Below are 25,542 nucleotides of genomic sequence, written 5' to 3' on the forward strand. Positions count from 1 at the left end.
CGACAAAAGACCCGCGGCGCGCACGGCCGGTTCTCGAATCTCTCAGACTGTTACCCACCGTTTCATTTGCTGACGAATCGCTCACAGTCCTTAACAACTGCATGCCGCGGCCGCCCACGCTCGCGCGCCGGCCTGCGGTGCCGTATGATGCGGGGCGATTCCTCCCGCGCAACGCGCACCTTCCTCGTCATGCCCAATCTGGATTTCACGCTGACCGGCGACTACGTCGAGCTGCACAACCTTCTCAAGATCACCGGCCTCGCGGACAGCGGCGGCACCGCGAAGTTGATCGTCGCGTCCGGCGCGGTGAAAGTCGACGGTGCGGTCGAGCTGCGCAAGACCTGCAAGATCCGCGCGGGTCAGGTCGTATTGCTGGGCGACACGCGCATCGCGGTACGCGAAGCGTAGGGCCTGCCCGTCCGAATGACGGACCAGCGGGAACCGGCCCTGGGGTTCCCCCTGTCCGCGACATGGCCATCGGCGCGCGCGTTCGACACGGTACGAATAAAGCCGTAAGCTAACCGTCTCTCAAAATAAATACATATAGCGCGGGCCCGCACCCGCGCGAGCGCCCATTCCATGTCGCATTCCGCTTTTACGCGGACGGCCGCCGCGCCGCCGTCCCTGTCCAGTCACGCCGCCGATACCGCGCGCCTCGCCGCACCCCTCGCGATCGCGCAACTCTCGCAGATGGCGATGAGCGTCACCGACACGGTGCTGCTCGGTTCGCTCGGCCCCGATTCGCTCGCGGCGGGCGGGCTCGGCGCGAACTTCTTCTTCGTCATCGTCACCATCCTGCAGGGCGTGCTGTCGTCGGTCAGCGTGAGCGTCGCGCACGCGCGCGGCGCGCAGGCCGAGCACCGCGTGCCGCACATCTACTGGACGGGCTTCGCGCTGTCCGTGCTGCTCGCGATTCCCGCGATCGTCGCGCTGTCGCTGTCCGAACCGATCCTGCTGATGTTCCACGAGCCGCCGCTGCTCGCGCATCACGTCGGCGAATACACGGGCATCCTGCGCTACGCGGCACTCGGCAGCCTGATCGGCGTCGGGCTGATGCGCGCGTTCCTGCCGGCGATCGGCGCCGCCAAGCGGCTGCTGTGGGTGTCGATCGGCGGCGTCGGCGTCAATGCCGTGCTGAACTACGGGCTGATCCACGGCGCGTTCGGGCTGCCGCGCCTCGGCTTCCTCGGTTCCGCGGTCGCGACGACGATCACGATCTGGCTCACCGCGCTCGCACTGATCTGGCTGCTGCACGGCCGGCAACGCTTCCGTCATTTCGTCACCGCCGCGCGCCCGAAACTGCCCATGATGGGCGAACTGATCGGCATCGGCTGGCCGGTGGCGATCACGTACGGGGTCGAGTCGACGCTGTTCCTCGCAACCGGCCTGACCATCGGCGTGCTCGGTGCGACGTCGCTGGCCGCGCACCAGATCGCGCTGAACGTCGCGTCGGTGGCGTTCATGGTACCGCTCGCGATCGGCCAGGCCGCCAACGTGCGGGTCAGCTACTGGGTCGGCGCCGGGGCGCCCGTCGCCGCGCGGCATGCGGGCTTCGTCGCACTCGGCCTCGGTGTCGCGTTCATGACGCTGTCGGGCATCGTGCTGATCGTCGCGCCGCATGCGATCGTCGGCCTGTACCTGAACCTCGACGATCCGTCGAACGCGGCCACCGTGTCGCTCGCCGCGTCGCTGCTCGGCATCGCCGCGGTGTTCCAGATCGTCGACGGCGCGCAGACCGTCGCGTCGGGCGCGTTGCGCGGCCTGAAGGACACGCGCATCCCGATGCTCGCGGCGACCCTCGGCTACTGGGGCATCGGTTTTCCGACCGGCTACTGGTTCGCGTTCCACGTGGGCCTCGGTGCCCGGGGCCTCTGGTGGGGGCTCGCGGCCGGCCTTGCCAGCGTGGCCGTGCTGATGGCGTGGCGCTTTCATCTGAAGAGCGCGTCACTTGCGACGTCGCCGCGCTGAGCGCGACACGACGCGAAATCGCGGCCGGCGCTATGCTTGTCGGCTGAACACCTCGAGACGCCGCGCGAGCGGCGCAACTGCCTCACGATACGTCTGACGCCGCGCGACGCGCGGCCTTTCCCCTTTCCAGGAGGAGTGCATCATGAACGAAGCAGTTCGGATGGAACGCGACACATTCGGCGAGATCGCCGTGCCGGCCGACCGGCTCTGGGGCGCGCAGACCGAGCGCTCGCTGCAGAATTTCCGGATCTCGACGGAGAAGCAGTCGCCCGAGCTGATCCACGCGCTGGCGATCGTCAAGCGCGCCGCGGCGGCCGTGAACCAGTCGCTCGGCGTGCTGGCCGACGACAAGGCGCGCGCGATCATCGACGCGGCCGACGAGATCATCGCCGGCAAGCATCCGCGCGAATTCCCGCTCGCGGTCTGGCAGACGGGCTCCGGCACGCAGACCAACATGAACCTCAACGAGGTGATCGCGAACCGCGCCAGCGAACTGATGGGCGGCGAGCGCGGCGAAGCGCGCAAGGTTCATCCGAACGACGACGTGAACCGCGGCCAGTCGTCGAACGACGTGTTCCCGACCGCGATGCACGTCGCGGCCGCGTACGCGATCGTCAACCACCTGCTGCCGGCACTGCGCACGCTGCGCACGACGCTCGACGCGAAGTCGAAGGCGTTCGCCGACATCGTGAAGATCGGCCGCACGCACCTGCAGGACGCCACGCCGCTCACGCTCGGCCAGGAATTTTCCGGCTACGTCGCGCAGCTCGACCAGAGCATTCGCCACGTCGAATCGGCACTGCCGCACCTGTACGAACTCGCGCTCGGCGGCACCGCGGTCGGCACGGGGCTGAACGCGCATCCGGAGTTCGCGGTGCGCGTCGCCGACGAAATCGGCCGGCTGGCGAAGCTGCCGTTCGTGACGGCGCCGAGCAAGTTCGAGGTCATGGCGGCCGCCGACGCGCTGGTGTTCGCGCACGGCGCATTGAAGACGGTCGCGGCCGGCCTGATGAAAATCGCGAACGACATCCGCTGGCTCGCGAGCGGGCCGCGCTGCGGTCTCGGCGAGTTGTCGATTCCGGAGAACGAGCCGGGCAGCTCGATCATGCCGGGCAAGGTGAACCCGACGCAGTCGGAAGCCGTGACGATGCTGTGCTGCCAGGTGTTCGGCAACGACGTCGCGGTCAACGTCGGCGGCGCGAGCGGCAATTTCGAATTGAACGTGTTCCGGCCGATGATCGCGCACAACGTGCTGCAGTCCGTGCGACTGCTCGCCGACGGCGCGCGGAGCTTCAACGACCACTGCGCGGTGGGCATCGAGCCGAACCGCACGCGCATCGACCTGCTGCTGAACGAATCGCTGATGCTCGTGACGGCGCTCAACCCGCACATCGGCTACGACAAGTCCGCGCAGATCGCGAAGAAGGCGCACAAGGAAGGCACGACGCTGAAGGCGGCCGCGCTCGCGCTCGGCTACCTGACCGAGGCGGAATTCGATGCGTGGGTGCGTCCTGAGCAGATGATCGGCTCGCGGTAACAGCAGGACGACGGGCGCGGCGCGAGCTGCGCGGCGCCCGTTGCAGTCAGACCGCGCCCTTCGCGACTTCTTCCGGTTTCATCTCGACGATCTTGTCGAGCGCGGCCCGCACGTCGGCCGCATACTTCGCGAGCACCTTCTGCTCAGGCGTCTCGGGCACGAACGGCGGCACCGGCACCGGGTTGCCGTTCTCGTCGACCGCGACGAACACGACGAGGCAATCGGTCGTCTGGCGCAGCACGCCGCCCTTCGGATCGCCGGCATGCACGGACACATGGATGTGCATGCTGGTGCGGCCCGTCGCGACGACGCGCGCCTTCAGCTCGACAAGATTGCCGACCAGGATCGGACGCTGGAAGCGGATGTTGCCGACGCTGACCGTCACGCAATAGCGGCTCGACCAGACGGCCGCACACGCATACGCGACCTCGTCGATCCACTTCATCAGCGCGCCACCATGCACCTTGCCGCCGAAGTTCACGGACGACGGCTCGGCGAGGAAGCGGAATACGGTTTCGGTGCGGTCGAGGGCGGCCGGTACGGGGGACGATTGGGACATCTTGTTGGCTCCAGGCGGCAGGGGCGCTGTAATCGGGCCATTATACGTTGCGCTGCGGCAACGCGTCGCGGTACGCCCCGTGTGGCGCGGCTGCGGCAGCCGCGCCCGCAACGCACCGGCTGACACCCGTCAGCGGCGCACCGTGATGCCCTGGTCGATCGTCCCGTACATCTCGATGCTGCCGCCCCGCTCGCCGGACGCACCCGCGCCGCCCTGCGCACAGGCCGCACATACGAGCGCGGCCGCCAACAAACAGAAAATCGTCTTCATCGTTGCATCGTGTCCCGTGCGGCGGCCCGCTGCCGCCGCGTCAGGCCATTCTACGCGCGCCCCGCAACAGGTCGCAGTTCCGGTCCGCCGCATGAATGGTGCCCGCGCCGGCGCCGCTGCATTCGATATTTCAGCTGAATCCGAAACATCGAATACCCGCACCCACTACACTGCAACTCATCCCGCCTGACGAGACACGACGATGACCGATCATGACGACCACCACTTTCCGGGCCTGAGCCGCATCGGCGCACTGATCGCCGACCCCGGGCGCGCCGCGATGCTGTGGGTGCTGATGGACGGCAGCGCACGGCCGGCCGGCGAACTGACGATGATCGCGGGGCTGTCGCCGTCCGCCGCAAGCGCCCACCTCGCGCGGCTGACCGAAGGCGGCCTGCTCGCGCTCGACGTGCGCGGCCGGCACCGCTACTACCGCATCGCATCGGCCGACATCGCGGCGTCGCTCGAAGCGCTCGCGAACGTTGCCCGCGCGGCCGCGCCGCACCGCCCGGTTCCGCCGCCGTCGCGCACGGTGCCGGCCGAACTGCGCTATGCGCGCACCTGCTACGACCACATGGCCGGCGAACTCGCGGTGCGCATCTTCGACGGGCTCACCGCGCGCGGCTGGCTGCTCGCCGACGGCGATGCGATCGAGACCACCGAACTCGGTACCCAGGCGCTCGCGCAATGGGGCATCGACGTCGCGCAGCAGCGCACGCGCCGGCGCCGCTTCGCGTGCGGCTGTCTCGACTGGAGCGAGCGGCGCTCGCATCTCGGCGGCGCGCTCGGCGCGGCGCTGCTCGAGAGCTTCTGCGCGCACGGCTGGATCGAGCGCTCCGCACGGCCGCGCGTGCTGCGCGTAACCGTGCCCGGACAGCAGGTTTTCGACGGGTGGCTTACGTCAGCTTGACGCCGGCATTGCGGCTGCACGACAACGGCGCGCGATGGACAGGTTTTGTTACATCGCGTGCCATCCGGCTTACAAAACACAGAGCATTGAAACAGGCCGAGCGGATATTGTGAACTCAACGGCACGAATCGACGCGCCGCGATAACGACGAAGACGCTCATCATGGCCACCCTGTTCACGCTCAAGCGAACCGCCCGCTACACGCTGCTCGCGTTCGTCGCGCTTGCGGCACTGCCCCCCGCATTCGCGCAATCGTCTGATGCCCCGCCGTATGCGGCCGCGGCCCGGCAACCGGGCGGCGACCCGCCCGGCCGCGTCGCGCGGCTCAATTACCTGTCGGGCGCCGTGACGACCGAACCGGCCGGCACCGATACCTGGTCGTATGCCGCCGTGAACCGGCCGCTGACGACCGGCGACCAGCTCTGGAACGATGCCGGCGCGCGCTCGGAACTGCACATCGGCTCGACCGCGGTACGGCTCGGCGATTCGACGAGCCTGTCGGTGCTGAACCTCGACGACACGACGACGCAGCTGAAAGTGGGCCTCGGCACCGTATCGACGCACGTGCGCGAATTGCCGGCCGGCGGGTCGTACGAAATCGACACGCCGAACCTCGCGCTCGGCATCACGGGCCCCGGCGAATATCGTGTCGACGTCGCGCCGAACGGCGCGAGCACGGCGGTCACGGTGCGCAGCGGCAGCGCGACCGTCTACGGCAGCAACGGGCAGTACCCGCTGTCGCCCGGGCAGCAGGTCGTATTCACGGGCACCGACCTGCAGGTCGCGCAGCAATCGGCCGCCCCCGGCCCCGATGCACTCGACCAGTGGGCCGCCAGCCGCGACGCGGCCGAGGAGCGCTCGGTGTCGGCCCGATACGTGTCCCGCGACATTCCCGGCTACCAGGATCTCGACGCGAACGGCACGTGGCGCGAAACCCCGAATTACGGCTCGGTCTGGGTGCCGAACGATACGCCGGCCGACTGGGCGCCGTATCACGATGGCCACTGGATCTGGCAGGCACCGTGGGGCTGGACGTGGGTCGACGACGCCCCGTGGGGCTTCGCACCGTATCACTACGGCCGCTGGGCATACGTGGACGACAGCTGGGCATGGGTGCCGGGCCCGATGGTCGTCAGCCAGCCGCCTGTCTATGCGCCGGCGCTCGTCGCGTTCGTGGGCGGTGGCGGCGGTCCCGACTGGAGCGTCGCGCTCACGGTCGGCGGCGTCGCCGCGGCCGGTTGCGCATGGTTCGCGCTCGGCCCCGGCGAACCGTGGCACCCGGGCTGGGGCGGCTGGAGCCCGCACTACTACGACCGCGTGAACCGCAACATCGTGGTGAACAACGTCAACGTCAACGTGAACAAGACCGTGAACGTGACGAACATCACGAATATCACCAACATCAACAAGACGTACGTGAACTTCCGTGCGCCGCACGCCATCACGGCCGTGCCGGCCTCCGCGTTCGTGCACGGCCAGCCCGTCGCGCACTTCTCGCAGCACGTCGATCCGCAGCAATGGCGCAATGCGCACGTGATGTCGGGCACACCCGGCATTGCACCGGTGCGCCAGAGCTTTACCGGCGGGCTGCGCAATGCCAGCTACCGTCCGCCGGCGGCGATCGCACAGCATCCGTACATCGCGACGCGCAATCCCGCCGTGCCGGCCGCGTATCGCGACCAGGCCGCTGCCCACCTCGCACAGCAAGGCGGGCGCGTACCGGGTGCCGGCGCTCCTGTCGTGAAGACGAACGTGCCGGCCGATTATGCGGCTCGCCCGGTCCACGTTCCGGGCAACCCGAACGGCGGCGCATGGGCGATGCACAACGTGCAGCTCGTGAATCCGCACGGCCCTGTCGTGCAGCCGGCACGTGCGCCGCGTGAAGGCCAGCCGCCCGCCGTGCAGGCCGCACGGCCGGGCACACCGGTATCGGGCGCGCCGAACGCCGCGCGGCCGGCGAACGGCGAAAACCCCAATGCACCGCGCTTCGCGAACGGCGGTATGCCGCAGGCTCCCGGCACGCCGGCGCCGCATCAGGCATTCGGGCCCGGCAACGGCGTCCCGCATCCGCCGACGGCCGGCAACGCGCTGCCGGGCATCGGCAACGCGCGCGCGGCCGAGGCCCCGTCGCCCGCGTGGATGCAGCCGCACGCTCCGATGGACCGCCAGCGCTCCGCCCCGCCGACCGCACTGCATGCGGCAGGACAGAATGCGCTGCCGCCGGTGCGCAGCGCGGCGGTCCCGCGTCAGGAAGGCGTGCCGGCCCCGCAGGGCGCGCAGGGCTTGCAGCCCGGCGGCCGGAACGAAGCGCCGCGCGCGCTTCCGCAACCGCGGTTCGACAATACGGCGCAGATTCCGCAGCCGCGTCCGCGCCCCGACATCCCGACGCCGGCCCAGCATGCACAGCCGCAACCGGAACGGGCCGCCCCGGCACCGCGACCGCGCCCCGACTTCGCGCAGCCCGCGCCGCACCGCGATGTCGCGCCGCCGCGCGTGAACGAGTACCGTCCGCCAGCCCCCGCCGTGCATGAAATGCCGCGCCCGCAGCCGCAGCCGCAGCAGCCGCGCATGGAGCCGCGGCCGTCGATGCCCGCGCCGCACGTGGAACCGCGGCCGCAACCGGCGCCGCACGTCGAGGCACCGCGCCAGAACAACCCGCCGCCGCAAGGCGGTCACGAAGAGCGGCACCGCCAGTAAGTGCCGCAAACATGAAACAAAAAGGCCCGACCGGCATCAGCCGGTCGGGCCTTGTTTCTGCGGGCACGAATCGATGAAATCGCGCGCCCGAGCCGGGCAATCAGACGGCCATCGGCGCGGTCAGCGGCTCATGGTGACGGTAGCCGACGAGCGAAAAATCGGACGGTTCGATCTGCTCCAGCCACTCGGGCGCGTAGACGCCCGTCTTCGCGTATTCGGGTACACGCTCGGCGATCTCAAGCCGCGGGCTTTCGTACGGCTCGCGCGTGAGCTGCTGCTGCAGCATGTCGAGCTGGTTCTCGTAGATGTGCGCGTCGCCGATGAAATACGTGAACCAGCGCGGCGTGTAGCCCGTCAGCCGGCCGACGAGCGACAGCAATGCCGCCCCTTCCGTCAGGTTGAACGGCGTGCCGAGTCCGACGTCGTTGCTGCGGATGTACAGGCACAGCGAGATCTCGCGCTTCGTCGCATTCGGCAGGAACTGGTACAGCAGGTGACACGCGGGCAGCGCGATCTGATCGAGCACGGCCGGATTCCACGCGTGAAACAGGATCCGACGGTCGGCCGGGTTCTCCATGATCGTGTCCAGGCATTGGCGCAACTGGTCGATCGCCTTGTACAGCAGCACCTTCGGCGCGCCGTCTTCGTCGAAACGCGTGACGATCCGGAAGCCGCGGCGCGTCGCATCGGCGATCTGCGCGTCGGCGCCCGCGTCGAGCACCTTGTAGCCCGGCCACTGGCGCCATTGCACGCCGTACACGTCGCCGAGATCGTCGACGCCCTGGCGATACGGGTTCGCAAGCCACTGCGCGTTCGCGTTCGCGTTCGCGTCCCATACCTTGCAGCCGAGCGCACGAAACTCGGCCGCGCTGCGCGATGCGCGCAGGAAACCGACCAGTTCGCCGATCGCGGACTTGAACGCGAGCTTCTTGGTCGTCACGGCCGGGAAGCCCTGCTGCAGGTCGAAGCGCAGCATCGCGCCCGGCATGCTGATGGTGCGGATCCCCGTGCGGTTCTCCTGCCAAGTGCCGGTATCGAGAATGGTACGAACGAGGTCGAGGTACTGTTTCATGCGGGTTCCTTCGGCCGCGAGGGCGGCCGTACCCGCCAATTTTAGCAAGCGTGATGCGGAAGCTCCGGCAACGGCGCCGAAAACCCTGCCAGCGTGTCGCCGCGATCGCGCATTCCGTGCGCGCACATCAGCCGGTAGAGCGTGACGCGCGACACGCCGAGTTCGCGTGCGGCATCCGCGAAACGGCCGCGATGGCGCAGCAGCGCCTGCTCGATCACCTGCCGCTCGGCCGCCTCCCGCGCCTCCAGCAGCGACACGGGCGCGAGCGTCGCGTATTCGTTCAGTTCGAGGTCGGCCGCGGTGATCATCCGGCCCTCCGACATCACGATCGCGCGGCGCACGCGGTTGATCAGCTCGCGCACGTTGCCCGGCCACGAATAACCGTACAGCGCGGCCACCGCGTCAGGGGAAAAACCGCGCAGGCGGCGATGCGCATCGCCCTTGAAGCGCTCGAGCATGTGACGCGCGAGCACCTCGATGTCCTTGCCGCGCGCACGCAGCGGCGGCTCCTCGATCTTCAGCACGCACAGGCGGTGGTACAGGTCCTCGCGGAACCGCCCTTCGCGCAACGCCGCTTCCATGTCCACGTGCGTCGCGCAGATCACGCGCACATCGACGGGCACCGACACGTGCGCACCGAGCCGCTCGATCTTGCCTTCCTGCAGGAACCGCAGCAGGCTTGCCTGGCTTTCGAGCGGCAGGTCGCCGATCTCGTCGAGAAACAGCGTGCCGCCGTTGGCGGCCTCGACGCGGCCGATCTTGCGCTGGTTCGCGCCGGTGAACGCGCCGCGCTCATAGCCGAACAACTCGGCCTGCAGCAGCGTCGACGGGATCGCCCCGCAATTGATCGCGATGAACGGCGCCTGTGCACGCGATGAACGTTCGTGAATCGCGACCGCCGTCAGTTCCTTGCCCGTGCCCGATTCGCCGGAGATGAACACCGGCGCATCGGTCGTCGCGACGCGGCGAATCGTCCTGAAGAGCCCGAGCATCGCATCGCAGGTGCCGACCATCTCGCCTTCGCTGCGCCCTGCGCCGACGGGCGGCGCAACGGAATCGGTCAGCGCGACCATGCCGTGCGCATGACCGACGGTCTCGACGATCCGCGACGTCTCGTACGGCATCGTCACGTAGTCGAAGCAATAGTCGCGAATGAGATGGCGCAGCGTCGCGTCCTGCAACTGGCCGCGCCGCGTCGCCGCGATCCAGCCGATGTGCTGAATGGTCAGACATGATTCGAGTTCGCGCAGGTCCGACGGCTTGAAGCCCGGCGAAAAATCGAGCAGGCCGGCCGTTGCAACACCGTGCTGCACGACGCGTCGTACGTCGCGCACGGTCTCTGCGAGATCGACACGCCAGCCGCATTCATCGAAATGGCCGCGCAATGCGTCGTTCGGTTCGCGCGAATAGTAGATCACGTGCCGCTGATCGGCTCCCATATCCTCACCCCGTTCATCAACCGTCTAACGATTGCCGCGCACGCCAGGAAGGTCACGTGCGAAAAGGATCGAATCGGGTCAGCCTAGGGCAGATCGATTCGCCATGCCGATGCGCGGCAACGCAAAGCCTCGCATGATGGCGCTTATCTCGCGTCCAGTTATTTTGGTCACGACAGCTTAGTTATAGGCACCGAATACGACAAACCGATTTCAGCGCCATGGGCGATACGGCCGAATCGCTCAGGAGGTCGATGCATGTCAATCATCTGCACATAGCACTTGTGCAGCGAAGCGTTCTTTCATCAACACATGCGCAGATTTTCATCCTTGAAGCGTATCGATTGAATCCGCAGTATTCCCGAGCCCCCTCGTTTCACGTCTGAAACATTTTCAGGCGTTTTCAGCCACAATTCTCAACGCTTGCGCACGAATCGCAGTTGCGACAACGGTCCCGGCGCGATGGCATGTATTTCGCTGAATACGGAATACACCGGAGGCCGCAACCATGCGCAAACATCCTTTACTTTCTTTCGTATCGATGGCAATTGCGCTCGTGGCCGCGGGCCCGCTCGCGTCGGCGTACGCAGACGAAAGCGTGACGCCGGATCGCGCGATGCTGCTGGCCGAAAATGCGCCGAGCATGCAGCACGGCAACGGGTTCGGCATCGTGACCGTGTCGGCACCGCAATCGCAGTCGACCGGCAAGACTTCGGTGACGCTGTGGGACGAGATCCCCCCGCCGCCCCAGTTGCCGATGCCGCTCCCGGTTCCGCAATCAGGCGACGTGCAGCACGCGATGGAACACAACGCGCAAGGCAGTACGCGTCAGTGATCCATACGCCGACCCATTCGATAAGGATCCCGTATTGATTTGAACAGGCCGGAAGCATCGATCCGAACCGGTGTCGCCGATCCCGCAACACGAAACGGTTTTGTGCTCCGTCCCCCGGCGGGCACTTTTTTTATTCAGTCCGTCGCCGCGACGCATTGCATCGCGTGTCGCGGCACGCAACGCAAGAGCGCGGACGCATGCAAGTGCGCGCGGAATCCGGCACATGTCGCCGTTCCGGTAGAATCGGCGCCATTCCGGTTTTCCTCTTCCCCGACCTTCATGACGACGTTGACCCTGATCGTCGCGCGTGCCCGCAACGGCATCATCGGCCGCGACAACCAGTTGCCCTGGAAACTTCCCGAAGATCTCGCCTTCTTCAAGCGCACGACGATGGGCGCGCCGATCGTGATGGGCCGCAAGACCCACGAGTCGATTGGCCGGCCGCTGCCGGGCCGTCGCAATATCGTCGTCACGCGCGACGCGGCGCGTCGCTTCGATGGCTGCGACACGGTCACGTCGCTCGCCGATGCACTGGCGCTCGCCGCGCGCGACGGCGTGCCCGAGGCATTTCTGATCGGCGGCGCGCAACTCTACGCGGAAGGTCTCATGCTCGCCGACAAGCTGGTCGTCACCGAAATCGATGCCGACTTCGACGGCGACGCATCGTTCCCGGCGCCCGACGCCGCGCACTGGCAGGAAGTCTCGCGCGAAGCGCACGAGGCGGCCGCGCCGAACACGTTCGGCTATGCGTTCGTCGTCTACGCGCGCAAGCACGGCTGACGCGTCGCGCGCAATGAGAAAAGCCCGACCGGCTCACGCCGGTCGGGCTTTTTCGTTTCATGGCGGCAGGCGCCGCGCGCCGTTTACTGCCCGGCGATCGTCATCTGCTCGATCAGCACCGAGCCCGTTTCCTTCGTGCCGCGCACGATCGAATCGGCGCCGATCGCGGCGATATGCCGGAACATTTCCTGCAGCGTGCTCGCGACGGTGATTTCCTCGACCGGATACTGGATCACGCCGTTCTCAACCCAGAAGCCCGCCGCGCCGCGCGAATAGTCGCCCGTCACGTAGTTCACGCCCTGCCCCATCAGCTCGGTCAGCAGCAGGCCCGTGCCGAGCTTCTTCAGCATCGCGTCGAAATCGTCGCCCGGCTGCGTGTTCGAGCTGCGCAGCGCGAGGTTGTGCGAGCCGCCCGCATTGCCGGTGGTCTGCGTGCCGAGCTTGCGTGCCGAATAGGTCGACAGAAAGTAGCCTTCGACGACGCCGTCCTTGACGACGCTGCGCGCGCGCGTGCGCACGCCTTCCTCGTCGAACGGTGCGCTGCCCATCGCGCGCGGCACGTGCGGATCCTCGACGACCTGGACGTGCGGCGCGAACACCGGCTTGCCGAGGCTGTCGACGAGGAACGACGTCTTGCGGTACAGCGCGCCGCCGCTCACGGCCTGCACGAACGCGCCGAGCAGGCCGGCCGCGAGCGGCGCCTCGAACAGCACGGGGACCTTGCGGGTGTCGAGACGACGCGCGCCCATCCGCGCCAGCGCGCGCTCGGCCGCGTAACGGCCCACCGCTTCCGGCGCCGCGAGATCGATCGCGCTGCGCTTCGACGAATACCAGTCGTCGCGCTGCATGTGACGGCCGCTGCCCGCGATCGGCGCGCAGGCGATGTAGTGGCGCGAGTACGGGTAGCCGGACAGGAAGCCGCGCGACGTCGCGAGCACGAACTGCGAATGCTGGGCCGACACGCTCGCGCCTTCCGAATTGCGGATCTGCGAACTGACCGCGAATGCGGCGTCTTCCGCGCGGCGGGCGAGCTCGACGGCTTCGTCGGCGGTCAGCGCCCACGGGTGGTAGAGATCGAGGTCGCGCGGGTCGGTTTCGAGCAGCTCGGCCTCGGCGAGGCCGGCCGCTTCGTCCTCGGCCGTGAAACGCGCGATGTTGTAGGCCGCGGCGACGGTATCCTTGATCGCGGCCGGCGAGAAGTCGGACGTGCTCGCGTTGCCGCGCTTCTTGCCGATGAACACCGTCACGCCGACCATCTTGTCGCGGTTGTGCTCGATCGTTTCGACTTCGCCGCGCCGCACCGACACCGACAGGCCGTCGCCCTCGGAGATTTCGGTCGCGGCGTCCGTCGCGCCGAGTGCCTTCGCATGGCGAAGGATGTCCGACGCGATTTCTTTGAGCTGGTCCTGCGTGTGCGGGAAATAGCGCGCTTGTACGTCGAGATTGGCTGCCATCGTCTTGGTATCCGGTGGCGGGCGGGCGCCCGCATGTTCAAAATGTTGCGTATCCCGCGATCATAGCAAGGTCCGGGGCCGCGCACCGACAAGCTTGGGGTGTCCGCGCCGCGATACAATGCCGCCTATGACACGCAAAACCCGAATCCAGCCGATCGAGCATGCCGTCGAGGACGACGACAACGGCTACGATCGCCCCAGCAAATCCCAACTGAAGCGCGAGATGCACGAGCTGCAGGTGCTCGGCCAGGCGCTTGTCGATCTGCCGAAAGACGCGCTGAAGCGCATGCCGATGCCCGAAAGTCTCTCGGACGCCGTTCGCGAGGCGCGCCGGATCACCGATCACGAAGGCAAGCGCCGCCAGCTCCAGTACGTCGGCCGCGTGATGCGCTCGCTGACCGACGACGAGACGGCCGCGCTGCGCACCGCCCTCGACGCACAGCGCGGCGTGAACAAGGCCGCGACGGCCCGCCTGCACTGGATCGAGCGCACGCGCGAGCAGTTGCTCGCCAACGACGACGCGCTGACCGAATTCCTGCGCCTGCACCCGGAAGCCGACATCCAGGAAGGCCGCACGCTGATCCGCAACGCACGCAAGGAAGCGCAGCAAGGCAAGCCGCCGCGCTATTTCCGCGAGCTGTTCCAGTGGATCAAGACAGCGAGCGGCACGCCCGATGCGGACGACGAAGCATCGGACGACGCCGGAGACGACCATGACGACGACGAAGCGTAATCATCCTGACGAACTCGTCGTCGGCCTCGTGTCGATCAGCGATCGCGCGAGCACGGGCATCTACGAGGACAAAGGCATTCCGGCGCTGCAGGAATGGCTCGCCGGTGCGCTGGTCTCGCCGTGGCGCGCCGAAACGCGCCTGATCCAGGACGATGCGCCAACGATCTCCGCCACGCTCGCCGAGCTCGTCGACGTCGCCGGGTGCGACCTCGTGCTGACGACGGGCGGCACCGGCCCCGCGCGCCGTGACGTGACGCCCGAGGCCACGCTTGCGGTGGCGACAAAGGAAATGCCGGGATTCGGCGAACAGATGCGGCAGATCAGCCTGAATTTCGTGCCGACCGCGATCCTGTCGCGGCAGGTCGCAGTGATCCGCGAGACGGCCGACCATGCGGCGCTGATCGTCAACCTGCCTGGCCAGCCGAAGTCGATCCGGGAAACGCTCGAAGGGCTGCGTGACGCCGACGGCAAGTCGACCGTGCCCGGCATCTTCGCCGCGGTGCCCTACTGCATCGACCTGATCGGCGGCCCGTACATCGAGACCGACGCCGCGGTGGTCGCGGCGTTCCGGCCGAAAAGCGCGCAGCGCGCGTCGCGCTGAGCGCGTGCCGGCCCGCTCAGGCGGCCGGCGCGGACTCACCTGTCGAAGCCGATGCCGAAGCCGACGCGACCGGAATCAGGAAATGCTCTCGGTAGTACTTCAGCTCGTCGATCGACTCGTGGATGTCCGCGAGCGCCGTGTGCATCGCGCGCTTCTGGAAGCCCTTGTAGATCGCGGGCTGCCAGCGGCGGCACAGCTCCTTGAGCGTGCTGACGTCGAGATTGCGGTAGTGGAAGAATTTCTCGAACTCCGGCATCCAGCGCGCCATGAAGCGGCGGTCCTGGCAGATCGAGTTGCCGCACATCGGCGACTTGCCGGGCGACACGTACTGCGCGAGGAACGCCTGCAACTGCGCGGCAGCTTCCGCCTCGGTCACGGTCGACGCGCGCACGCGGTCGATCAGGCCCGAGCGGCCGTGCGTCGACTTGTTCCATTCGTCCATCTTCGCCAGCGTTTCGTCGCTCTGGTGGATCGCGAACACCGGGCCTTCGACGGCGATGTCGAGCGTGGAATTGGTCACGACGACCGCGATCTCGATGATGCGGTCGTTATCCGGGTCGAGGCCCGTCATCTCCATGTCGAGCCAGACGAGGTTCAACTCGTTGCGCACGAGCGCGGGCTGGCTGGTGGAAGCGGCGGTATCGGTCATGAGTCATCCTGGAAAATGGCGGACGGCGCGCGGCGCCGCCCGGGCGGCCTGCATCGCGTCAGCGAGCCCGGTCCGCAAGAACATATAATTCTCGCATAGAACCCTTTGGCGCCTTCGATGTCACCCTTTTCGTTCACCCTGCTGTTCGCGCTCGCCGTGCTCGCGATGGTCGTCACCAAGCTGTGGCTCGCGTCACGGCAGATCCGCTTCGTCGCCGCGCACCGCAACGGCGTGCCTGCGCAGTTCAGCGCCACCATCCCGCTGACCGCCCACCAGCGCGCGGCCGACTATACGGTCGAGCGCACCCGGCTGACGATGCTCGAGATCGTCGTCAGCGCGGCCGTGCTGGTCGGCCTCACGCTGCTCGGCGGCGTCGGCGCGCTCGACACGCTGCTGACCGGCTGGCTCGGCCGCGGCTACGGGCAGCAGGTCGCGCTCGTCGCCGCGGTGCTCGTGATCACGAGCGTGATCGATATCCCGTTCGAGTATTACCGCCAGTTCGGGATCGAGCAGCGTTTCGGCTTCAACCGGATGACGAAGCGGCTGTTCTTCACCGACATGCTGAAAAACTCGCTGCTCGGCGCCGCGCTCGGCCTGCCGCTGCTGTTCGTCGTGCTGTGGCTGATGAACCAGGCCGGCAGCCTGTGGTGGCTGTGGACCTGGATCGTCTGGGTCGCATTCCAGATGCTGGTGCTGCTGATCTACCCGACCTTCATCGCACCGATCTTCAACAAGTTCGAGCCGCTGAAGGACGACGCGCTGCGCTCGCGCATCGAGTCGCTGATGAAGCGCTGCGGCTTCGCGGCGAAGGGGCTGTTCGTGATGGACGGCAGCCGCCGCTCGGCGCACGGCAATGCCTATTTCACGGGCTTCGGCGCCTCGAAGCGGATCGTGTTCTTCGACACGCTGCTCGCGCGCCTGTCCGGCCAGGAAATCGAGGCCGTGCTCGCGCACGAACTCGGCCACTTCAAGCGCCGCCACGTGATGAAGCGGATGCTCGTGTCGTTCGTGCTGAGTCTCGTGCTGCTCGCGCTGCTCGGCTGGCTCGCGCAGCGCACGTGGTTCTATACGGGGCTCGGCGTCGTGCCGTCGCTCGACACGAGTAACGCGGGCGCCGCGCTCGTGCTGTTCTTCCTCGCGATTCCCGTGTTCCTGTTCTTCGCAACGCCGTTCGGCAGCCTCACGTCGCGCAAGCACGAGTTCGAGGCCGACGCGTTCGCGGCCAGCCAGACCGACGCGCAGGATCTCGTCAGCGCGCTCGTGAAGCTCTACGAGGACAACGCGTCGACGCTGACGCCCGACCCCGTCTACACGGCCTTCTACTACTCGCATCCGCCCGCCTCGCAGCGGATCGACCGCCTGATGCAGCACGCATGAGCCGGCCGACCTCCCGCAAGCCGGCCCCGCGCGCGTCGGGCGCGCAGCGTGTCGAAGGCCGCGTGATCGCGGCGCACGGGCGCCACTACATCGTCGCGCCCGACGACGGCGGCCCGATGCTGCAGTGCTTCCCGCGCGGCAAGAAGAGCGACATTGCAGTCGGCGACCGCGTCGCGTACGAAATCGCGTCGGCCGACCAGGGCGTGATCGTCGAGATCGGCGAACGGCGCAACCTGCTGTACCGTTCCGACCAGTTCAAGTCGAAGCTCTTCGCCGCCAACCTCGACCAGTTGCTGATCGTGCTCGCGACCGAGCCCTATTTCAGCGAGGACCTGCTCGGCCGCGCGCTGATCGCTGCCGAGGCGAACGAGCTGAAGCCGATCGTCGTGCTGAACAAGATCGATGTGGAGGCCGCGCTGCCGGTCGCGCGCGAGCGCCTCGCGCCGTACCGCGCGCTCGGCTACGACGTGCTCGAGCTGTCGGTGAAAGGCTCGCCCGACGACGCGCGCGCGCAACTGATGCCGCACCTCGCCGGACATTCGACGATCCTGCTCGGCCAGTCCGGGATGGGCAAGTCGACGCTCGTGAACCTTCTCGTTCCCGATGCCGAAGCCGCGACGCGCGAGATTTCGGCCGCGCTCAACAGCGGCCGCCACACGACGACGTTCACGCGCCTCTACCCGCTGGAGGGCGGCGGCGCACTGATCGATTCGCCGGGCTTCCAGGAATTCGGCCTCTACCACCTGACGGAAGGCCGTCTCGAGCGCGCGTTTCCGGAGTTCCGGCCGCTGCTCGCGGACTGCCGTTTCTATAATTGTCATCATCTGCACGAGCCCGGCTGCGCGATCCTCGAAGCCGTCTCCGACGGCCGCATCGCGCCGTCGCGGCACGCGCTGTACGCGCAGCTCGTGCACGAGGCGAGCCAGATCGTCCGCTGATCGCGCGACGCGCGCACGGCGGCCGGCCACGCCTTGCGGGGCCGGCCTTCACCGACAGGAGCGGCCATGCGTTTCAAGGCACCCAATCTCGCGACGGCGCAGCATTGGGCCAACGTGCTTCAGGTGGCCGGCATCGGTTGCGAGCTGCATAACTGCTACGCGACCGGCGCGCTCGGCGGCCTGCCCGCCGACGCCTGCACACCCGAGCTATGGCTCGACGACGAGCGCGACGACGCGCTCGCGCGCCGGCTCCTCGATGCGGCGTCGCACGGTCCGTCGGCCGGCGCCTCGCCATGGCGCTGCCGGCAATGCGGCGAAGCGCTCGAGGCTCAGTTCACCGCGTGCTGGCAATGCGGCGCCGTACGCGATCCGCTCGACGACTGACCCACAGCAAAAAGGCCGGCATCAAGCCGGCCTTTGCCTTTCATCGGACGCTGCACTGCCCTGTCACGACACCCAGACGGCGAGCGTCAGCATCAGCAGCAGGATCATCCACAGGATCACCGCGCGCCAGACAAGGCCGACTGCCGATTGCAGCGTACGCGGCGTGCAATCGTCACCGACCGTCAACGGACCGCTGTCGCCGACCGCCAGCGCATCGAGACTCGACGGTTCCGCGAGCGGCCCCGCGAGACGCGCACCGAGCGCCCCGCTGCCGGCTGCCAGCAGCACGCCGTCGTTCGGGTCGGGCCACTGGCGCGTGTGATTGCGCCACGCGTAGATCGCATCCTCGAAATTGCCGACGATCGCGAAGCCGAGCGCGGTCAGCCGCGCGGGAATCCAGTCGATCACGAAGAACGCGCGCTGCGCGAACGTCGAGAATGCGGCCGTGCGGTCGTCGCCCGGCGTCGACCAGCTACGCGCGAGGTATTCGGAAATCCGGTACAGCACGGCGCCGGCCGGGCCGATCGGCAGCACATACCAGAAGAACACGCCGAACACGTGGCGATGCGATGCGACGACCGCGTGAATCAGCGTATGGCGGACGATTTCGCCGACCGGCATGTCGACCGTGTCGATGCCCGTCCACTCGTGCAGGATTTCGCGTGCGCGCGGCACGTCGTCGTTGTTGAGCGCGAGGTGGATGTCGGTGAAGTAGTGGCTGAACTGGCGGAAGCCTAGCGTGAAATACACGACGACGACGTTCCACAAGAACGCGAGCACGAAGCTCACCTTGAACAGCAGGAAATAGATCAGCGCGACGATCAGCACCCACGGCAGCACGACCGCGAGCCATGCGAGGATGCCGTGCTTCTGCTTGCCTGCGTCGAGACCATGCGCGACGGTTTCCGCATGAAACTGGAACAGCGCGAACACCGGATTGTTCGGCGACAACGCGCGGACCTGTTCGATGATGAGGGCGAGGAGAACCGAAAAGAAAGTCATGCGTGGCGCCGTCTTCGGAGTTATGTCATTTTTTGCATAACGATAGCACAGCGTAAGCCCCGCATGGCTGCCGGCGCGGCCGCCCGGCAGCCGGCCGCGCGCGCCGGCCGGTGTGTGCGCCTAGCCGGCGGCCAAGAAGCGGTACAGATTGCGAAACATGCCGGCAGTTGCGCCCCAGATGAAGTAATGCCCGTCTGGTTTGTCGTTCGGATAAGGCATCGCAAAAAAACGACGCTCGCCGCCATCCCAGCGGAACACGCGGACCTGATGGTTCGCGGGATTCATCAGGAACGCGAGCGGTACCTCGAAAATCTCGGCCACTTCGAACGTGTCGGCCTGCACGGTGAACGGCGGATGCACGAGGCCGACCACCGGCGACACGCAGAAGCCGGTGCCGGTCAGGTAGTCGGGCAGCGCGCCGAGGATCTCGACGCGTTCGGCTGCAAGCCCGATTTCCTCCTTCGACTCGCGCAACGCGGTTGCGGTCGCATCGTGATCAAACGGTTCGCGGCGACCGCCGGGAAAACTGATCTGCCCGGCATGGTCATTCAGGTGATCGGCACGCTGGGTCAGCAGCACGGTGAGACCCGACTCGCGGACGACGAGCGGCATCAGCACGGCCGCGCTACGTGGATCGATGCCCTCCTGCAGCCTCGCCTCGCCGGGCTCGACGCTCCATTCGGGCGTGCGTGCGAAACGGTCGCGCAGGCCGGGCGGTGTCATCAGGCGGGGATCGATGGCGGGCAGGCCGGCGCCGGTGCCTTCGACCGGCAAGACTTCGGGATCGATGATGGGGCGGCGATTCAATGGGGCTCTCGGGTTCGTGTCGTATCGAGCATATTGTCGCGCCAGAATGAAAAAAGCACCCGGGTGGGTGCTTTTTCCTTACAGCTCTTACTCTTGGGAAGCTGCTGCGGCGCGATCCTTCGACACCAGCTTTTCCTTGATTCGAGCCGACTTGCCCGAACGCTCGCGCAAGTAGTACAGCTTCGCACGACGCACATCACCGCGGCGCTTCACGACGATGCTCGCCAGCAGCGGCGAGTACGTCTGGAACGTACGCTCGACGCCTTCGCCCGACGAGATCTTGCGGACGATGAAGTTCGAGTTCAGACCACGGCTGCGAATCGCGATCACGACGCCTTCGTAAGCCTGAACGCGCTTGCGGGTACCTTCAACCACGTTCACGTTCACGATCACCGTGTCGCCCGGGGCGAATTCGGGGATCGTCTTGCCGGCGAGCGCGCGCTCGATTTCTTCCTGCTCAAGTTTTGCGATCAGATTCATTACTGACTCCTTATGCCATCTTGTCGGCGTTGGCACCCGCCTGCTTCCAGGCCTGGCCCCGATAGAGGATGGATTCACATCAGGCGCCGCGCACGCATGCACGGCACCGCCAATTCCCGCCCGCGACGCCGCCTCAGGAGGCGTCCTTCGCTTCGCGTGCGAGGTTCGCGAGCCAGGCCTCGTCGGCACGGCTCAGCAACTTCTCGCGGCGCGCCCGGACGATCAGGTCCGGCCGCTTCCGCAACGTATTCCTCAATGCTTCCTGGCGCCGCCACCGCTCGATCTCGGCATGATGCCCGCCCAGCAGAACGTCCGGTACGCGCACGCCATCGTATTCCTCCGGGCGCGTGTAGTGCGGACAATCGAGCAGGCCGTCGGCGAAACTATCCTGCACGGCCGACTGCGAATCGTTCAGCACACCGGGCAGCAACCGCACGACGGCATCCATCATCGCCATCGCCGGCAGTTCTCCGCCGGACAGCACGAAATCGCCGAGGCTGATCTCCTCGTCGACACAACGATCGAGCAGACGCTGGTCGATCGCTTCGTAGCGGCCGCACAGCACGACAACGCCCGGCTCCTGCGCCATCCGCATCGCCCGCTCGTGCGTGAGCGGCGCGCCCTGCGGCGACATCATCACGACGCGCGTGCTCGCGATGCCCTGCTCCGCCTGCGCCGCTTTCGCGGCGCCGATCGCGGCCTCGAGCGGCCTGGCCAGCATCACCATGCCCGGACCGCCGCCGTACGGACGATCGTCGACCGTGCGGTAGTTGTCCGTCGTGAAATCACGCGGGTTCCAGGTGCGCAGCCCGAAGCGCCCTTGCTTGACGGCCCGGCTGGTGATTCCCCAGTCGGTCAGTGCGCGGAACATCTCGGGAAAGAGCGTGACGACGTCGAACTGCACCGCGCTCTCGGTAACCTGGTTCATTTCAGTAATCGGCTTCCCAGTCGACGACGATGCGACGCGCCGCCTGATCCACCGTTTTGACGTAGACGCCGACAAACGGAATCAGCCGTTCGTCGGTGGTCGGCTGACCGTCTTTACCGGTCGCCGGATACTCGACACGCATGATCGAATGCACGCCGTTGTCGATCATCCCGCTCACCGTCCCGAGCGCCACCGATTGCTCGTTGACGACATCGAGACCGATCAGGTCGACCCAATAGAATTCGTCCGCGGCCAATGCCGGGAAATCTTCCCGGCGCACGAACACACGAAAGCCGCGCATAGCCAGCGCGGCATCGCGGTCGCTGACGCCCGCGGGTTGCGCAACGACCGTGTCGCTGTGCGTCTTCGACTGCATGATGCGGACGGAAAGCCGCTCCGCACCGCGTTCCAGCCACCAGCGGCGCGCGTTAAGCAGCGCGTCGCCGCCGCGACCGGCATCGGCATGCGTCGCCACCTTGACCCAGCCCTTCAGGCCGTAGGCATCGACCACCGCCCCGACCTCGACGGCGTCGTCAGGCCAGGCTTGCGTCGCTTCATGGCTGCCCTGTTCGGCAGCCGGACCGACGTTCGCGACAACGTCGCGCTCGACCGGCTTGCGGACGAATGCGCCGAATGACGCACGCCCGCGCCTTGCATTACCGGAATCGTGACCCGCCATCAATGCACCTCACAGCCGGCACGACCGGCACACCGTGCCATGTTAGGCAGCCGGTTGCGCCTTTTGCGCTTCCTTCACGAGACGCTGGACGGTCGGCGACAGTTGTGCGCCAACGCCTTGCCAGTACGTCAGACGATCCTGAGCGATACGCAGCGATTCGCCCTTCGTAGCGACCGGGTTGTAGAAGCCGACGCGCTCGATGAAGCGGCCGTCACGACGGTTACGCGAATCGGTAGCAACGATGTTGTAGAACGGGCGCTTCTTCGAGCCGCCACGAGCCAGACGGATGATAACCATATGATGTCCTTCGGAAAACCGGGTTCGAAACTACTGAAACACGCGATTATAGCCGGAAACCAGAGGTACAACAAACACTTACGCGGAAAAAATCCACGGATGGCCTCCGCGCCGGGCATACAATCGTCGTGTCCAGGATGCTCTCCCCCGCCATGCCGCTCCTTCGCGCCGCCTCGACGCGCCGCGCCGTTTCGTGGCACTGCTTGCCGGCCTTGCCTGCCTCGCGTCCGCAATGGTGCTTGCCGCGCCTTTGCCGGTGGAAGAACTCGTCGTGCCGCCCGGTTTCCGCGTGGACGTGCTGACCGACGCGGTACCGACCGCGCGCGAAATGGCGTGGTCGCCGCGCGGCATCCTGTATGTCGGCACCCGGGAAGGCCGCGTGCATGCATTCGTGATGCACGAGGGCCGGATCAGCGCACGCTACGTGATCGCGTCCGGGCTCGACATGCCGGTCGGCGTCGCCTACCGCGACGGTGCACTCTATATATCCGCCGTGTCGCGCATCCTGCGCCTCGACCGCATCGACGACCGGCTCGCCAAACCGCCCACACCCGTCGTCGTGACCGACGCGCTGCCGACCGAACACCATCACGGCTGGAAATTCATCGCGTTCGGCCCCGACGGCAAGCTGTACGTGCCGACCGGCGCACCGTGCAACGTCTGTCTCGCCGATCGCAGCCGCTACGCGATCATCGCCCGGATGAAGGCCGACGGCAGCGGCAGCGAGGTCGTCGCCCGCGGCGTGCGCAATACGGTCGGCTTCGCATGGCACCCCGATTCGGGCGAGCTCTGGTTTACCGACAACGGGCGCGACATGATGGGCGACGACGTGCCCGACGATAAGCTGAACCGCGCGCCGCGTGCCGGCCTCGACTTCGGCTTTCCATACTGCCATGGCGGAGACACACCCGACCCCGAATTCGGCAGCGCCGGCGTATGCCGCCGTTATGTGCCGCCCGTATTGAAGCTGGGCGCGCACGTCGCGGCGCTCGGCATGCGCTTCTATACCGGGCCGATGTTTCCGGCGTCGTATCGCAATAACGTGTTCATTGCCGAACACGGTTCGTGGAACCGCAGCACGAAGGTCGGCTACCGCGTGATGCGTGTCGTCGTATCGGCGGATGGCAGCCAGGCGCGCCAGACGCCATTCGTCACCGGCTGGCTGCGGCCCGACGGCACGGTATGGGGACGCCCGGCCGACGTGCTGCCGCTGCCGGACGGTTCGCTGCTCATCAGCGACGACTACGCAGGCGCAATCTACCGCGTAACCTATGCGGCACCTTGACGCAGGCCGGGGGTGACCGGGCCCGACCGGGCATCGTAGAATGCGTGCCGGGCCGCGTGCCCGCGCCGGCCCGCCGGCCGCCCATGCCAACGACAATACGCCGCCATCCATGTCCAGCAGCACCGCACCGTCCCGCCGCTTCCGCTCCAAGACGCTCACCGCCGCCCTCGCATTCCTGTTCGGATCGCTCGGCGCGCACCGCTTCTATCTGTACGGCTTTCGCGACGTGTACGGCTGGGCGCACCTGCTCGCGACGATCGTCGGCGTTCCGGGCTTCCTCCTGCTCGCGGCAACCCAGCGCAGTGCCGGCCTCGGCTGGTGGCTCGCGGTACCCGGCGCGATCTCGCTGCTGGCGGCGTTCCTCGCCGCACTCGTCTACGGGCTGCGCCCCGACGAAAAGTGGGACGCGCAATTCAACGCCGAGACGGGCAAGCACAGCCGGTCGGGCTGGACCGTGATCTTTGTCGTGATCTTCTCGCTGCTGATCGGCGCATTCCTGCTGATGACCGCGCTCGCGCTGTCGTTCCAGACGTATTTCGAATCGCAGGTCGAAGCAGCGAAGCAGATTTCGCAGTAAGCGCCCCCTTCCCAAACACCGGCGCCCTTCGCGGGCCGGTATGATGCGCCGGTCAGAACAGGTTCAGCTGCATGTCGTCGCGCGACTTCGTGCCTGCTGCCCGAGCAGCACTGCGCGGCACCGACGCCGCGGCGACCGGCGCACCGCGAAACTGCGACAGATCGAGAATGCCGTTCGTGCGCTCGTTCAGCCCCAGCCGCTTGACGGCCTGACGGAAGCGCTGCCGCAACAGGTCGGCCCAGATCCCCTCGCCCTTCATCCGTTTCGAGAAATCCGAGTCGTAATCTTTCCCGCCGCGCATGTCGCGCACACGGTTCATCACGCGTTCCGCGCGATCGGGAAAATGCGCGGCGAGCCAGTTCTTGAACAGCGGCGCAACCTCCCACGGCAGCCTCAGGATGATGTAGCTCGCGTGCGTGGCGCCGGCTTCCGCGCACGCCTCGAGCACGCGCTCCATGTCGGGCTCGGTGACGAACGGAATCACCGGCGCAATGCTCACGCCGACCGGCACGCCCGCATCGCGCAGCGCGCGGATCGTGCGCAACCGGCGTGCCGGTGTCGCCGCGCGCGGCTCGAGCGTGCGCGCGAGATCGGCATCGAGCGTCGTGATCGTGACCGCCGCCATCACCTGCCCGCGTTCGGCCATCGGTGCGAGCAAGTCGAGATCGCGCTCGATCAGCGACGATTTCGTGATCGCGGCGAACGGCAGCCCGTGATCGTGCATCACCTGGATCACGCTGCGCGTGATGCGCAGGTCGCGCTCGACCGGCTGGTAGGCGTCGGTGTTGACGCCAAGCGCGATCGGCTCCGGCACGTAGCGCTTGCGCGAGATCTCGCGCTCGAGCAGTTCGGCCGCATTGACCTTCGCATAGATGCGGCTTTCGAAATCGAGCCCCGGCGACAGGCCGAGATAGCTGTGCGTCGGCCGCGCGAAGCAATAGATGCAGCCGTGCTCGCAGCCGCGGTACGGATTGAGCGACACGCTGAACGGGATGTCGGGCGACTGGTTGTGCGTCAGGATGCTCTTCGCACGCTCCTCGAAGACCTGCGTGCGCAGCGGCGCGGGAAGATCGGCATCGTCCGACTCGTGCGCCCAGCCGTCGTCGACCGCTTCACGCTGCGCGATTTCATACCGCCCCTGCAGGTTGTCGACCGCACCGCGCCCCTTGCGGGGCGCGGGCGGCGCTACCGGAAATTCGTTGTCGGACCGATCGTCCATGCGCCCACCCATTCGCCAGCACCCAATACTGTATATTTATACAGTATTGGGTGCTGCATGCCAAGGGC

The 25,542-nt window shown here is 67.1% G+C and carries 27 protein-coding genes; 14 read left to right on the top strand and 13 right to left on the bottom strand.

Going from position 1 to position 25,542, the window contains the following annotated elements; translation table 11 throughout:
• Positions 1-189 precede the first annotated feature (189 nt).
• From VL15_RS26530 to fumC, 3 genes are all read left to right on the top strand, one after another.
• Complete coding sequence (locus VL15_RS26530; protein ID WP_048249584.1) at positions 190-408, top strand: RNA-binding S4 domain-containing protein; 219 nt, start codon at positions 190-192, stop codon at positions 406-408.
• Positions 409-579: 171 nt separating this feature from the next.
• Entirely contained in the window at positions 580-1,968 is a 1,389-nt protein-coding gene (gene norM, locus VL15_RS26535; RefSeq protein WP_048249585.1) for a multidrug efflux MATE transporter NorM, read from the top strand.
• A 142-nt stretch (positions 1,969-2,110) separates the two neighbouring features.
• A complete protein-coding gene (gene fumC / locus VL15_RS26540; protein WP_048249587.1) occupies positions 2,111-3,505 on the top strand; it encodes a class II fumarate hydratase in 1,395 nt (464 codons plus the stop codon).
• A 46-nt stretch (positions 3,506-3,551) separates the two neighbouring features.
• Here the strand turns inward: fumC and VL15_RS26545 are convergent, their stop codons facing one another.
• Positions 3,552-4,064 (bottom strand): acyl-CoA thioesterase, encoded by a 513-nt coding sequence (locus tag VL15_RS26545; RefSeq protein ID WP_048249589.1) that lies wholly within the window; start codon positions 4,062-4,064, stop codon positions 3,552-3,554.
• A gap of 129 nt (positions 4,065-4,193) precedes the next feature.
• Complete coding sequence (locus VL15_RS42795) at positions 4,194-4,334, bottom strand: hypothetical protein (RefSeq protein ID WP_164991999.1); 141 nt, start codon at positions 4,332-4,334, stop codon at positions 4,194-4,196.
• Between the two features lie 202 nt (positions 4,335-4,536).
• Here VL15_RS42795 and VL15_RS26550 point away from each other — a divergent pair, with 202 nt between their 5' ends.
• Both VL15_RS26550 and VL15_RS26555 read left to right on the top strand, forming a co-directional pair.
• Positions 4,537-5,244 carry an ArsR/SmtB family transcription factor gene (locus tag VL15_RS26550; protein ID WP_048249590.1) on the top strand — a complete coding sequence of 236 codons (708 nt, stop codon included), beginning with the start codon at positions 4,537-4,539 and terminating at the stop codon, positions 5,242-5,244.
• Between the two features lie 162 nt (positions 5,245-5,406).
• A complete protein-coding gene (locus VL15_RS26555; RefSeq protein WP_048249592.1) occupies positions 5,407-7,941 on the top strand; it encodes a DUF6600 domain-containing protein in 2,535 nt (844 codons plus the stop codon).
• Positions 7,942-8,041: 100 nt separating this feature from the next.
• Here VL15_RS26555 and VL15_RS26560 read toward each other — a convergent pair whose 3' ends face one another.
• A complete protein-coding gene (locus tag VL15_RS26560) occupies positions 8,042-9,013 on the bottom strand; it encodes a thymidylate synthase (protein ID WP_048249593.1) in 972 nt (323 codons plus the stop codon).
• Between the two features lie 41 nt (positions 9,014-9,054).
• Positions 9,055-10,452: a sigma-54 dependent transcriptional regulator gene (locus VL15_RS26565; protein ID WP_048249594.1), complete on the bottom strand. Its 1,398-nt coding sequence runs from the start codon at positions 10,450-10,452 to the stop codon at positions 9,055-9,057.
• Between the two features lie 505 nt (positions 10,453-10,957).
• Here VL15_RS26565 and VL15_RS26570 point away from each other — a divergent pair.
• Together VL15_RS26570 and VL15_RS26575 are read left to right on the top strand one after the other, a co-directional pair.
• The gene (locus VL15_RS26570) at positions 10,958-11,284 is read left to right on the top strand and encodes a hypothetical protein (RefSeq protein WP_048249595.1); all 327 of its coding nucleotides are present in this window, start codon (positions 10,958-10,960) and stop codon (positions 11,282-11,284) included.
• Positions 11,285-11,563: 279 nt separating this feature from the next.
• The gene (locus tag VL15_RS26575; protein WP_048249596.1) at positions 11,564-12,064 is read left to right on the top strand and encodes a dihydrofolate reductase; all 501 of its coding nucleotides are present in this window, start codon (positions 11,564-11,566) and stop codon (positions 12,062-12,064) included.
• Positions 12,065-12,147: 83 nt separating this feature from the next.
• Here the strand turns inward: VL15_RS26575 and pmbA are convergent, their stop codons facing one another.
• Positions 12,148-13,518 carry a metalloprotease PmbA gene (gene pmbA / locus VL15_RS26580; protein WP_048249597.1) on the bottom strand — a complete coding sequence of 457 codons (1,371 nt, stop codon included), beginning with the start codon at positions 13,516-13,518 and terminating at the stop codon, positions 12,148-12,150.
• 127 nt (positions 13,519-13,645) lie between these two features.
• On the opposite strand from pmbA, the gene yjgA reads away from it, so the two are divergent.
• Both yjgA and mog read left to right on the top strand, forming a co-directional pair.
• Positions 13,646-14,251 (top strand): ribosome biogenesis factor YjgA, encoded by a 606-nt coding sequence (yjgA, locus tag VL15_RS26585; protein WP_329955965.1) that lies wholly within the window; start codon positions 13,646-13,648, stop codon positions 14,249-14,251.
• Positions 14,232-14,852: a molybdopterin adenylyltransferase gene (gene mog, locus VL15_RS26590; RefSeq protein ID WP_048249599.1), complete on the top strand. Its 621-nt coding sequence runs from the start codon at positions 14,232-14,234 to the stop codon at positions 14,850-14,852. The genes yjgA and mog overlap by 20 nt, the downstream gene beginning before the upstream one ends.
• A 16-nt stretch (positions 14,853-14,868) precedes the next feature.
• On the opposite strand, the gene orn is transcribed toward mog, so the two are convergent.
• Complete coding sequence (gene orn / locus VL15_RS26595; protein ID WP_048249600.1) at positions 14,869-15,501, bottom strand: oligoribonuclease; 633 nt, start codon at positions 15,499-15,501, stop codon at positions 14,869-14,871.
• Between the two features lie 117 nt (positions 15,502-15,618).
• Here orn and VL15_RS26600 point away from each other — a divergent pair, with 117 nt between their 5' ends.
• The 3 genes from VL15_RS26600 (at position 15,619) to VL15_RS26610 (ending at position 18,200) form a co-directional block, all read left to right on the top strand.
• Positions 15,619-16,878, top strand: coding sequence for a M48 family metallopeptidase (locus VL15_RS26600; protein WP_048249719.1), 1,260 nt, complete (start codon positions 15,619-15,621; stop codon positions 16,876-16,878).
• The gene (rsgA, locus tag VL15_RS26605; protein ID WP_048249602.1) at positions 16,875-17,816 is read left to right on the top strand and encodes a ribosome small subunit-dependent GTPase A; all 942 of its coding nucleotides are present in this window, start codon (positions 16,875-16,877) and stop codon (positions 17,814-17,816) included. The genes VL15_RS26600 and rsgA overlap by 4 nt, the downstream gene beginning before the upstream one ends.
• A gap of 66 nt (positions 17,817-17,882) precedes the next feature.
• A complete protein-coding gene (locus VL15_RS26610) occupies positions 17,883-18,200 on the top strand; it encodes a hypothetical protein (protein WP_048249603.1) in 318 nt (105 codons plus the stop codon).
• Between the two features lie 63 nt (positions 18,201-18,263).
• Here VL15_RS26610 and VL15_RS26615 read toward each other — a convergent pair whose 3' ends face one another.
• From VL15_RS26615 to rpsP, 6 genes are all read right to left on the bottom strand, one after another.
• Positions 18,264-19,202 carry a CobD/CbiB family protein gene (locus VL15_RS26615; protein WP_048249605.1) on the bottom strand — a complete coding sequence of 313 codons (939 nt, stop codon included), beginning with the start codon at positions 19,200-19,202 and terminating at the stop codon, positions 18,264-18,266.
• 120 nt (positions 19,203-19,322) lie between these two features.
• Positions 19,323-20,009, bottom strand: a complete 687-nt coding sequence (locus VL15_RS26620) for a CoA pyrophosphatase (RefSeq protein ID WP_048249606.1) — start codon at positions 20,007-20,009, stop codon at positions 19,323-19,325.
• Positions 20,010-20,096: 87 nt separating this feature from the next.
• On the bottom strand, positions 20,097-20,489 hold the full coding sequence (gene rplS, locus VL15_RS26625) for a 50S ribosomal protein L19 (protein ID WP_048249607.1): 393 nt from the start codon (positions 20,487-20,489) through the stop codon (positions 20,097-20,099).
• A 133-nt stretch (positions 20,490-20,622) separates the two neighbouring features.
• On the bottom strand, positions 20,623-21,417 hold the full coding sequence (gene trmD / locus VL15_RS26630) for a tRNA (guanosine(37)-N1)-methyltransferase TrmD (protein WP_048249608.1): 795 nt from the start codon (positions 21,415-21,417) through the stop codon (positions 20,623-20,625).
• 1 nt (position 21,418) lies between these two features.
• The gene (rimM, locus tag VL15_RS26635) at positions 21,419-22,096 is read right to left on the bottom strand and encodes a ribosome maturation factor RimM (RefSeq protein ID WP_048249610.1); all 678 of its coding nucleotides are present in this window, start codon (positions 22,094-22,096) and stop codon (positions 21,419-21,421) included.
• A 42-nt stretch (positions 22,097-22,138) separates the two neighbouring features.
• Positions 22,139-22,393, bottom strand: a complete 255-nt coding sequence (gene rpsP / locus VL15_RS26640; protein ID WP_006476550.1) for a 30S ribosomal protein S16 — start codon at positions 22,391-22,393, stop codon at positions 22,139-22,141.
• A 193-nt stretch (positions 22,394-22,586) separates the two neighbouring features.
• Between rpsP and VL15_RS26645 the strand changes: the two genes are divergently transcribed.
• Complete coding sequence (locus VL15_RS26645) at positions 22,587-23,678, top strand: PQQ-dependent sugar dehydrogenase (protein ID WP_419188697.1); 1,092 nt, start codon at positions 22,587-22,589, stop codon at positions 23,676-23,678.
• 109 nt (positions 23,679-23,787) lie between these two features.
• Positions 23,788-24,255, top strand: coding sequence for an NINE protein (locus VL15_RS26650; protein ID WP_048249611.1), 468 nt, complete (start codon positions 23,788-23,790; stop codon positions 24,253-24,255).
• A gap of 52 nt (positions 24,256-24,307) precedes the next feature.
• Here the strand turns inward: VL15_RS26650 and VL15_RS26655 are convergent, their stop codons facing one another.
• Positions 24,308-25,486 (bottom strand): PA0069 family radical SAM protein, encoded by a 1,179-nt coding sequence (locus VL15_RS26655; RefSeq protein WP_048249612.1) that lies wholly within the window; start codon positions 25,484-25,486, stop codon positions 24,308-24,310.
• Positions 25,487-25,542: the final 56 nt, after the last annotated feature.

The organism is Burkholderia cepacia (assembly GCF_001039005.1).
Lineage (GTDB): Bacteria > Pseudomonadota > Gammaproteobacteria > Burkholderiales > Burkholderiaceae > Burkholderia > Burkholderia theae.

Coding starts and splice junctions, on each gene's coding strand:
- VL15_RS26575 (WP_048249596.1), top strand. CDS start 11,564: ATGACGACGTTGACCCTGATCGTCGCGCGTGCCCGCAACGGCATCATC.
- VL15_RS26655 (WP_048249612.1), bottom strand. CDS start 25,486: ATGGGTGGGCGCATGGACGATCGGTCCGACAACGAATTTCCGGTAGCG.
- norM (WP_048249585.1), top strand. CDS start 580: ATGTCGCATTCCGCTTTTACGCGGACGGCCGCCGCGCCGCCGTCCCTG.
- VL15_RS26650 (WP_048249611.1), top strand. CDS start 23,788: ATGTCCAGCAGCACCGCACCGTCCCGCCGCTTCCGCTCCAAGACGCTC.
- mog (WP_048249599.1), top strand. CDS start 14,232: ATGACGACGACGAAGCGTAATCATCCTGACGAACTCGTCGTCGGCCTC.
- pmbA (WP_048249597.1), bottom strand. CDS start 13,518: ATGGCAGCCAATCTCGACGTACAAGCGCGCTATTTCCCGCACACGCAG.
- VL15_RS26610 (WP_048249603.1), top strand. CDS start 17,883: ATGCGTTTCAAGGCACCCAATCTCGCGACGGCGCAGCATTGGGCCAAC.
- trmD (WP_048249608.1), bottom strand. CDS start 21,417: ATGAACCAGGTTACCGAGAGCGCGGTGCAGTTCGACGTCGTCACGCTC.
- VL15_RS26550 (WP_048249590.1), top strand. CDS start 4,537: ATGACCGATCATGACGACCACCACTTTCCGGGCCTGAGCCGCATCGGC.
- fumC (WP_048249587.1), top strand. CDS start 2,111: ATGAACGAAGCAGTTCGGATGGAACGCGACACATTCGGCGAGATCGCC.
- rpsP (WP_006476550.1), bottom strand. CDS start 22,393: ATGGTTATCATCCGTCTGGCTCGTGGCGGCTCGAAGAAGCGCCCGTTC.
- orn (WP_048249600.1), bottom strand. CDS start 15,501: ATGACCGATACCGCCGCTTCCACCAGCCAGCCCGCGCTCGTGCGCAAC.
- VL15_RS26545 (WP_048249589.1), bottom strand. CDS start 4,064: ATGTCCCAATCGTCCCCCGTACCGGCCGCCCTCGACCGCACCGAAACC.
- VL15_RS42795 (WP_164991999.1), bottom strand. CDS start 4,334: ATGAAGACGATTTTCTGTTTGTTGGCGGCCGCGCTCGTATGTGCGGCC.
- yjgA (WP_329955965.1), top strand. CDS start 13,646: ATGACACGCAAAACCCGAATCCAGCCGATCGAGCATGCCGTCGAGGAC.
- VL15_RS26560 (WP_048249593.1), bottom strand. CDS start 9,013: ATGAAACAGTACCTCGACCTCGTTCGTACCATTCTCGATACCGGCACT.
- VL15_RS26565 (WP_048249594.1), bottom strand. CDS start 10,452: ATGGGAGCCGATCAGCGGCACGTGATCTACTATTCGCGCGAACCGAAC.
- VL15_RS26600 (WP_048249719.1), top strand. CDS start 15,619: ATGTCACCCTTTTCGTTCACCCTGCTGTTCGCGCTCGCCGTGCTCGCG.
- rsgA (WP_048249602.1), top strand. CDS start 16,875: ATGAGCCGGCCGACCTCCCGCAAGCCGGCCCCGCGCGCGTCGGGCGCG.
- VL15_RS26570 (WP_048249595.1), top strand. CDS start 10,958: ATGCGCAAACATCCTTTACTTTCTTTCGTATCGATGGCAATTGCGCTC.
- VL15_RS26530 (WP_048249584.1), top strand. CDS start 190: ATGCCCAATCTGGATTTCACGCTGACCGGCGACTACGTCGAGCTGCAC.
- VL15_RS26555 (WP_048249592.1), top strand. CDS start 5,407: ATGGCCACCCTGTTCACGCTCAAGCGAACCGCCCGCTACACGCTGCTC.
- rimM (WP_048249610.1), bottom strand. CDS start 22,096: ATGGCGGGTCACGATTCCGGTAATGCAAGGCGCGGGCGTGCGTCATTC.
- rplS (WP_048249607.1), bottom strand. CDS start 20,489: ATGAATCTGATCGCAAAACTTGAGCAGGAAGAAATCGAGCGCGCGCTC.
- VL15_RS26615 (WP_048249605.1), bottom strand. CDS start 19,202: ATGACTTTCTTTTCGGTTCTCCTCGCCCTCATCATCGAACAGGTCCGC.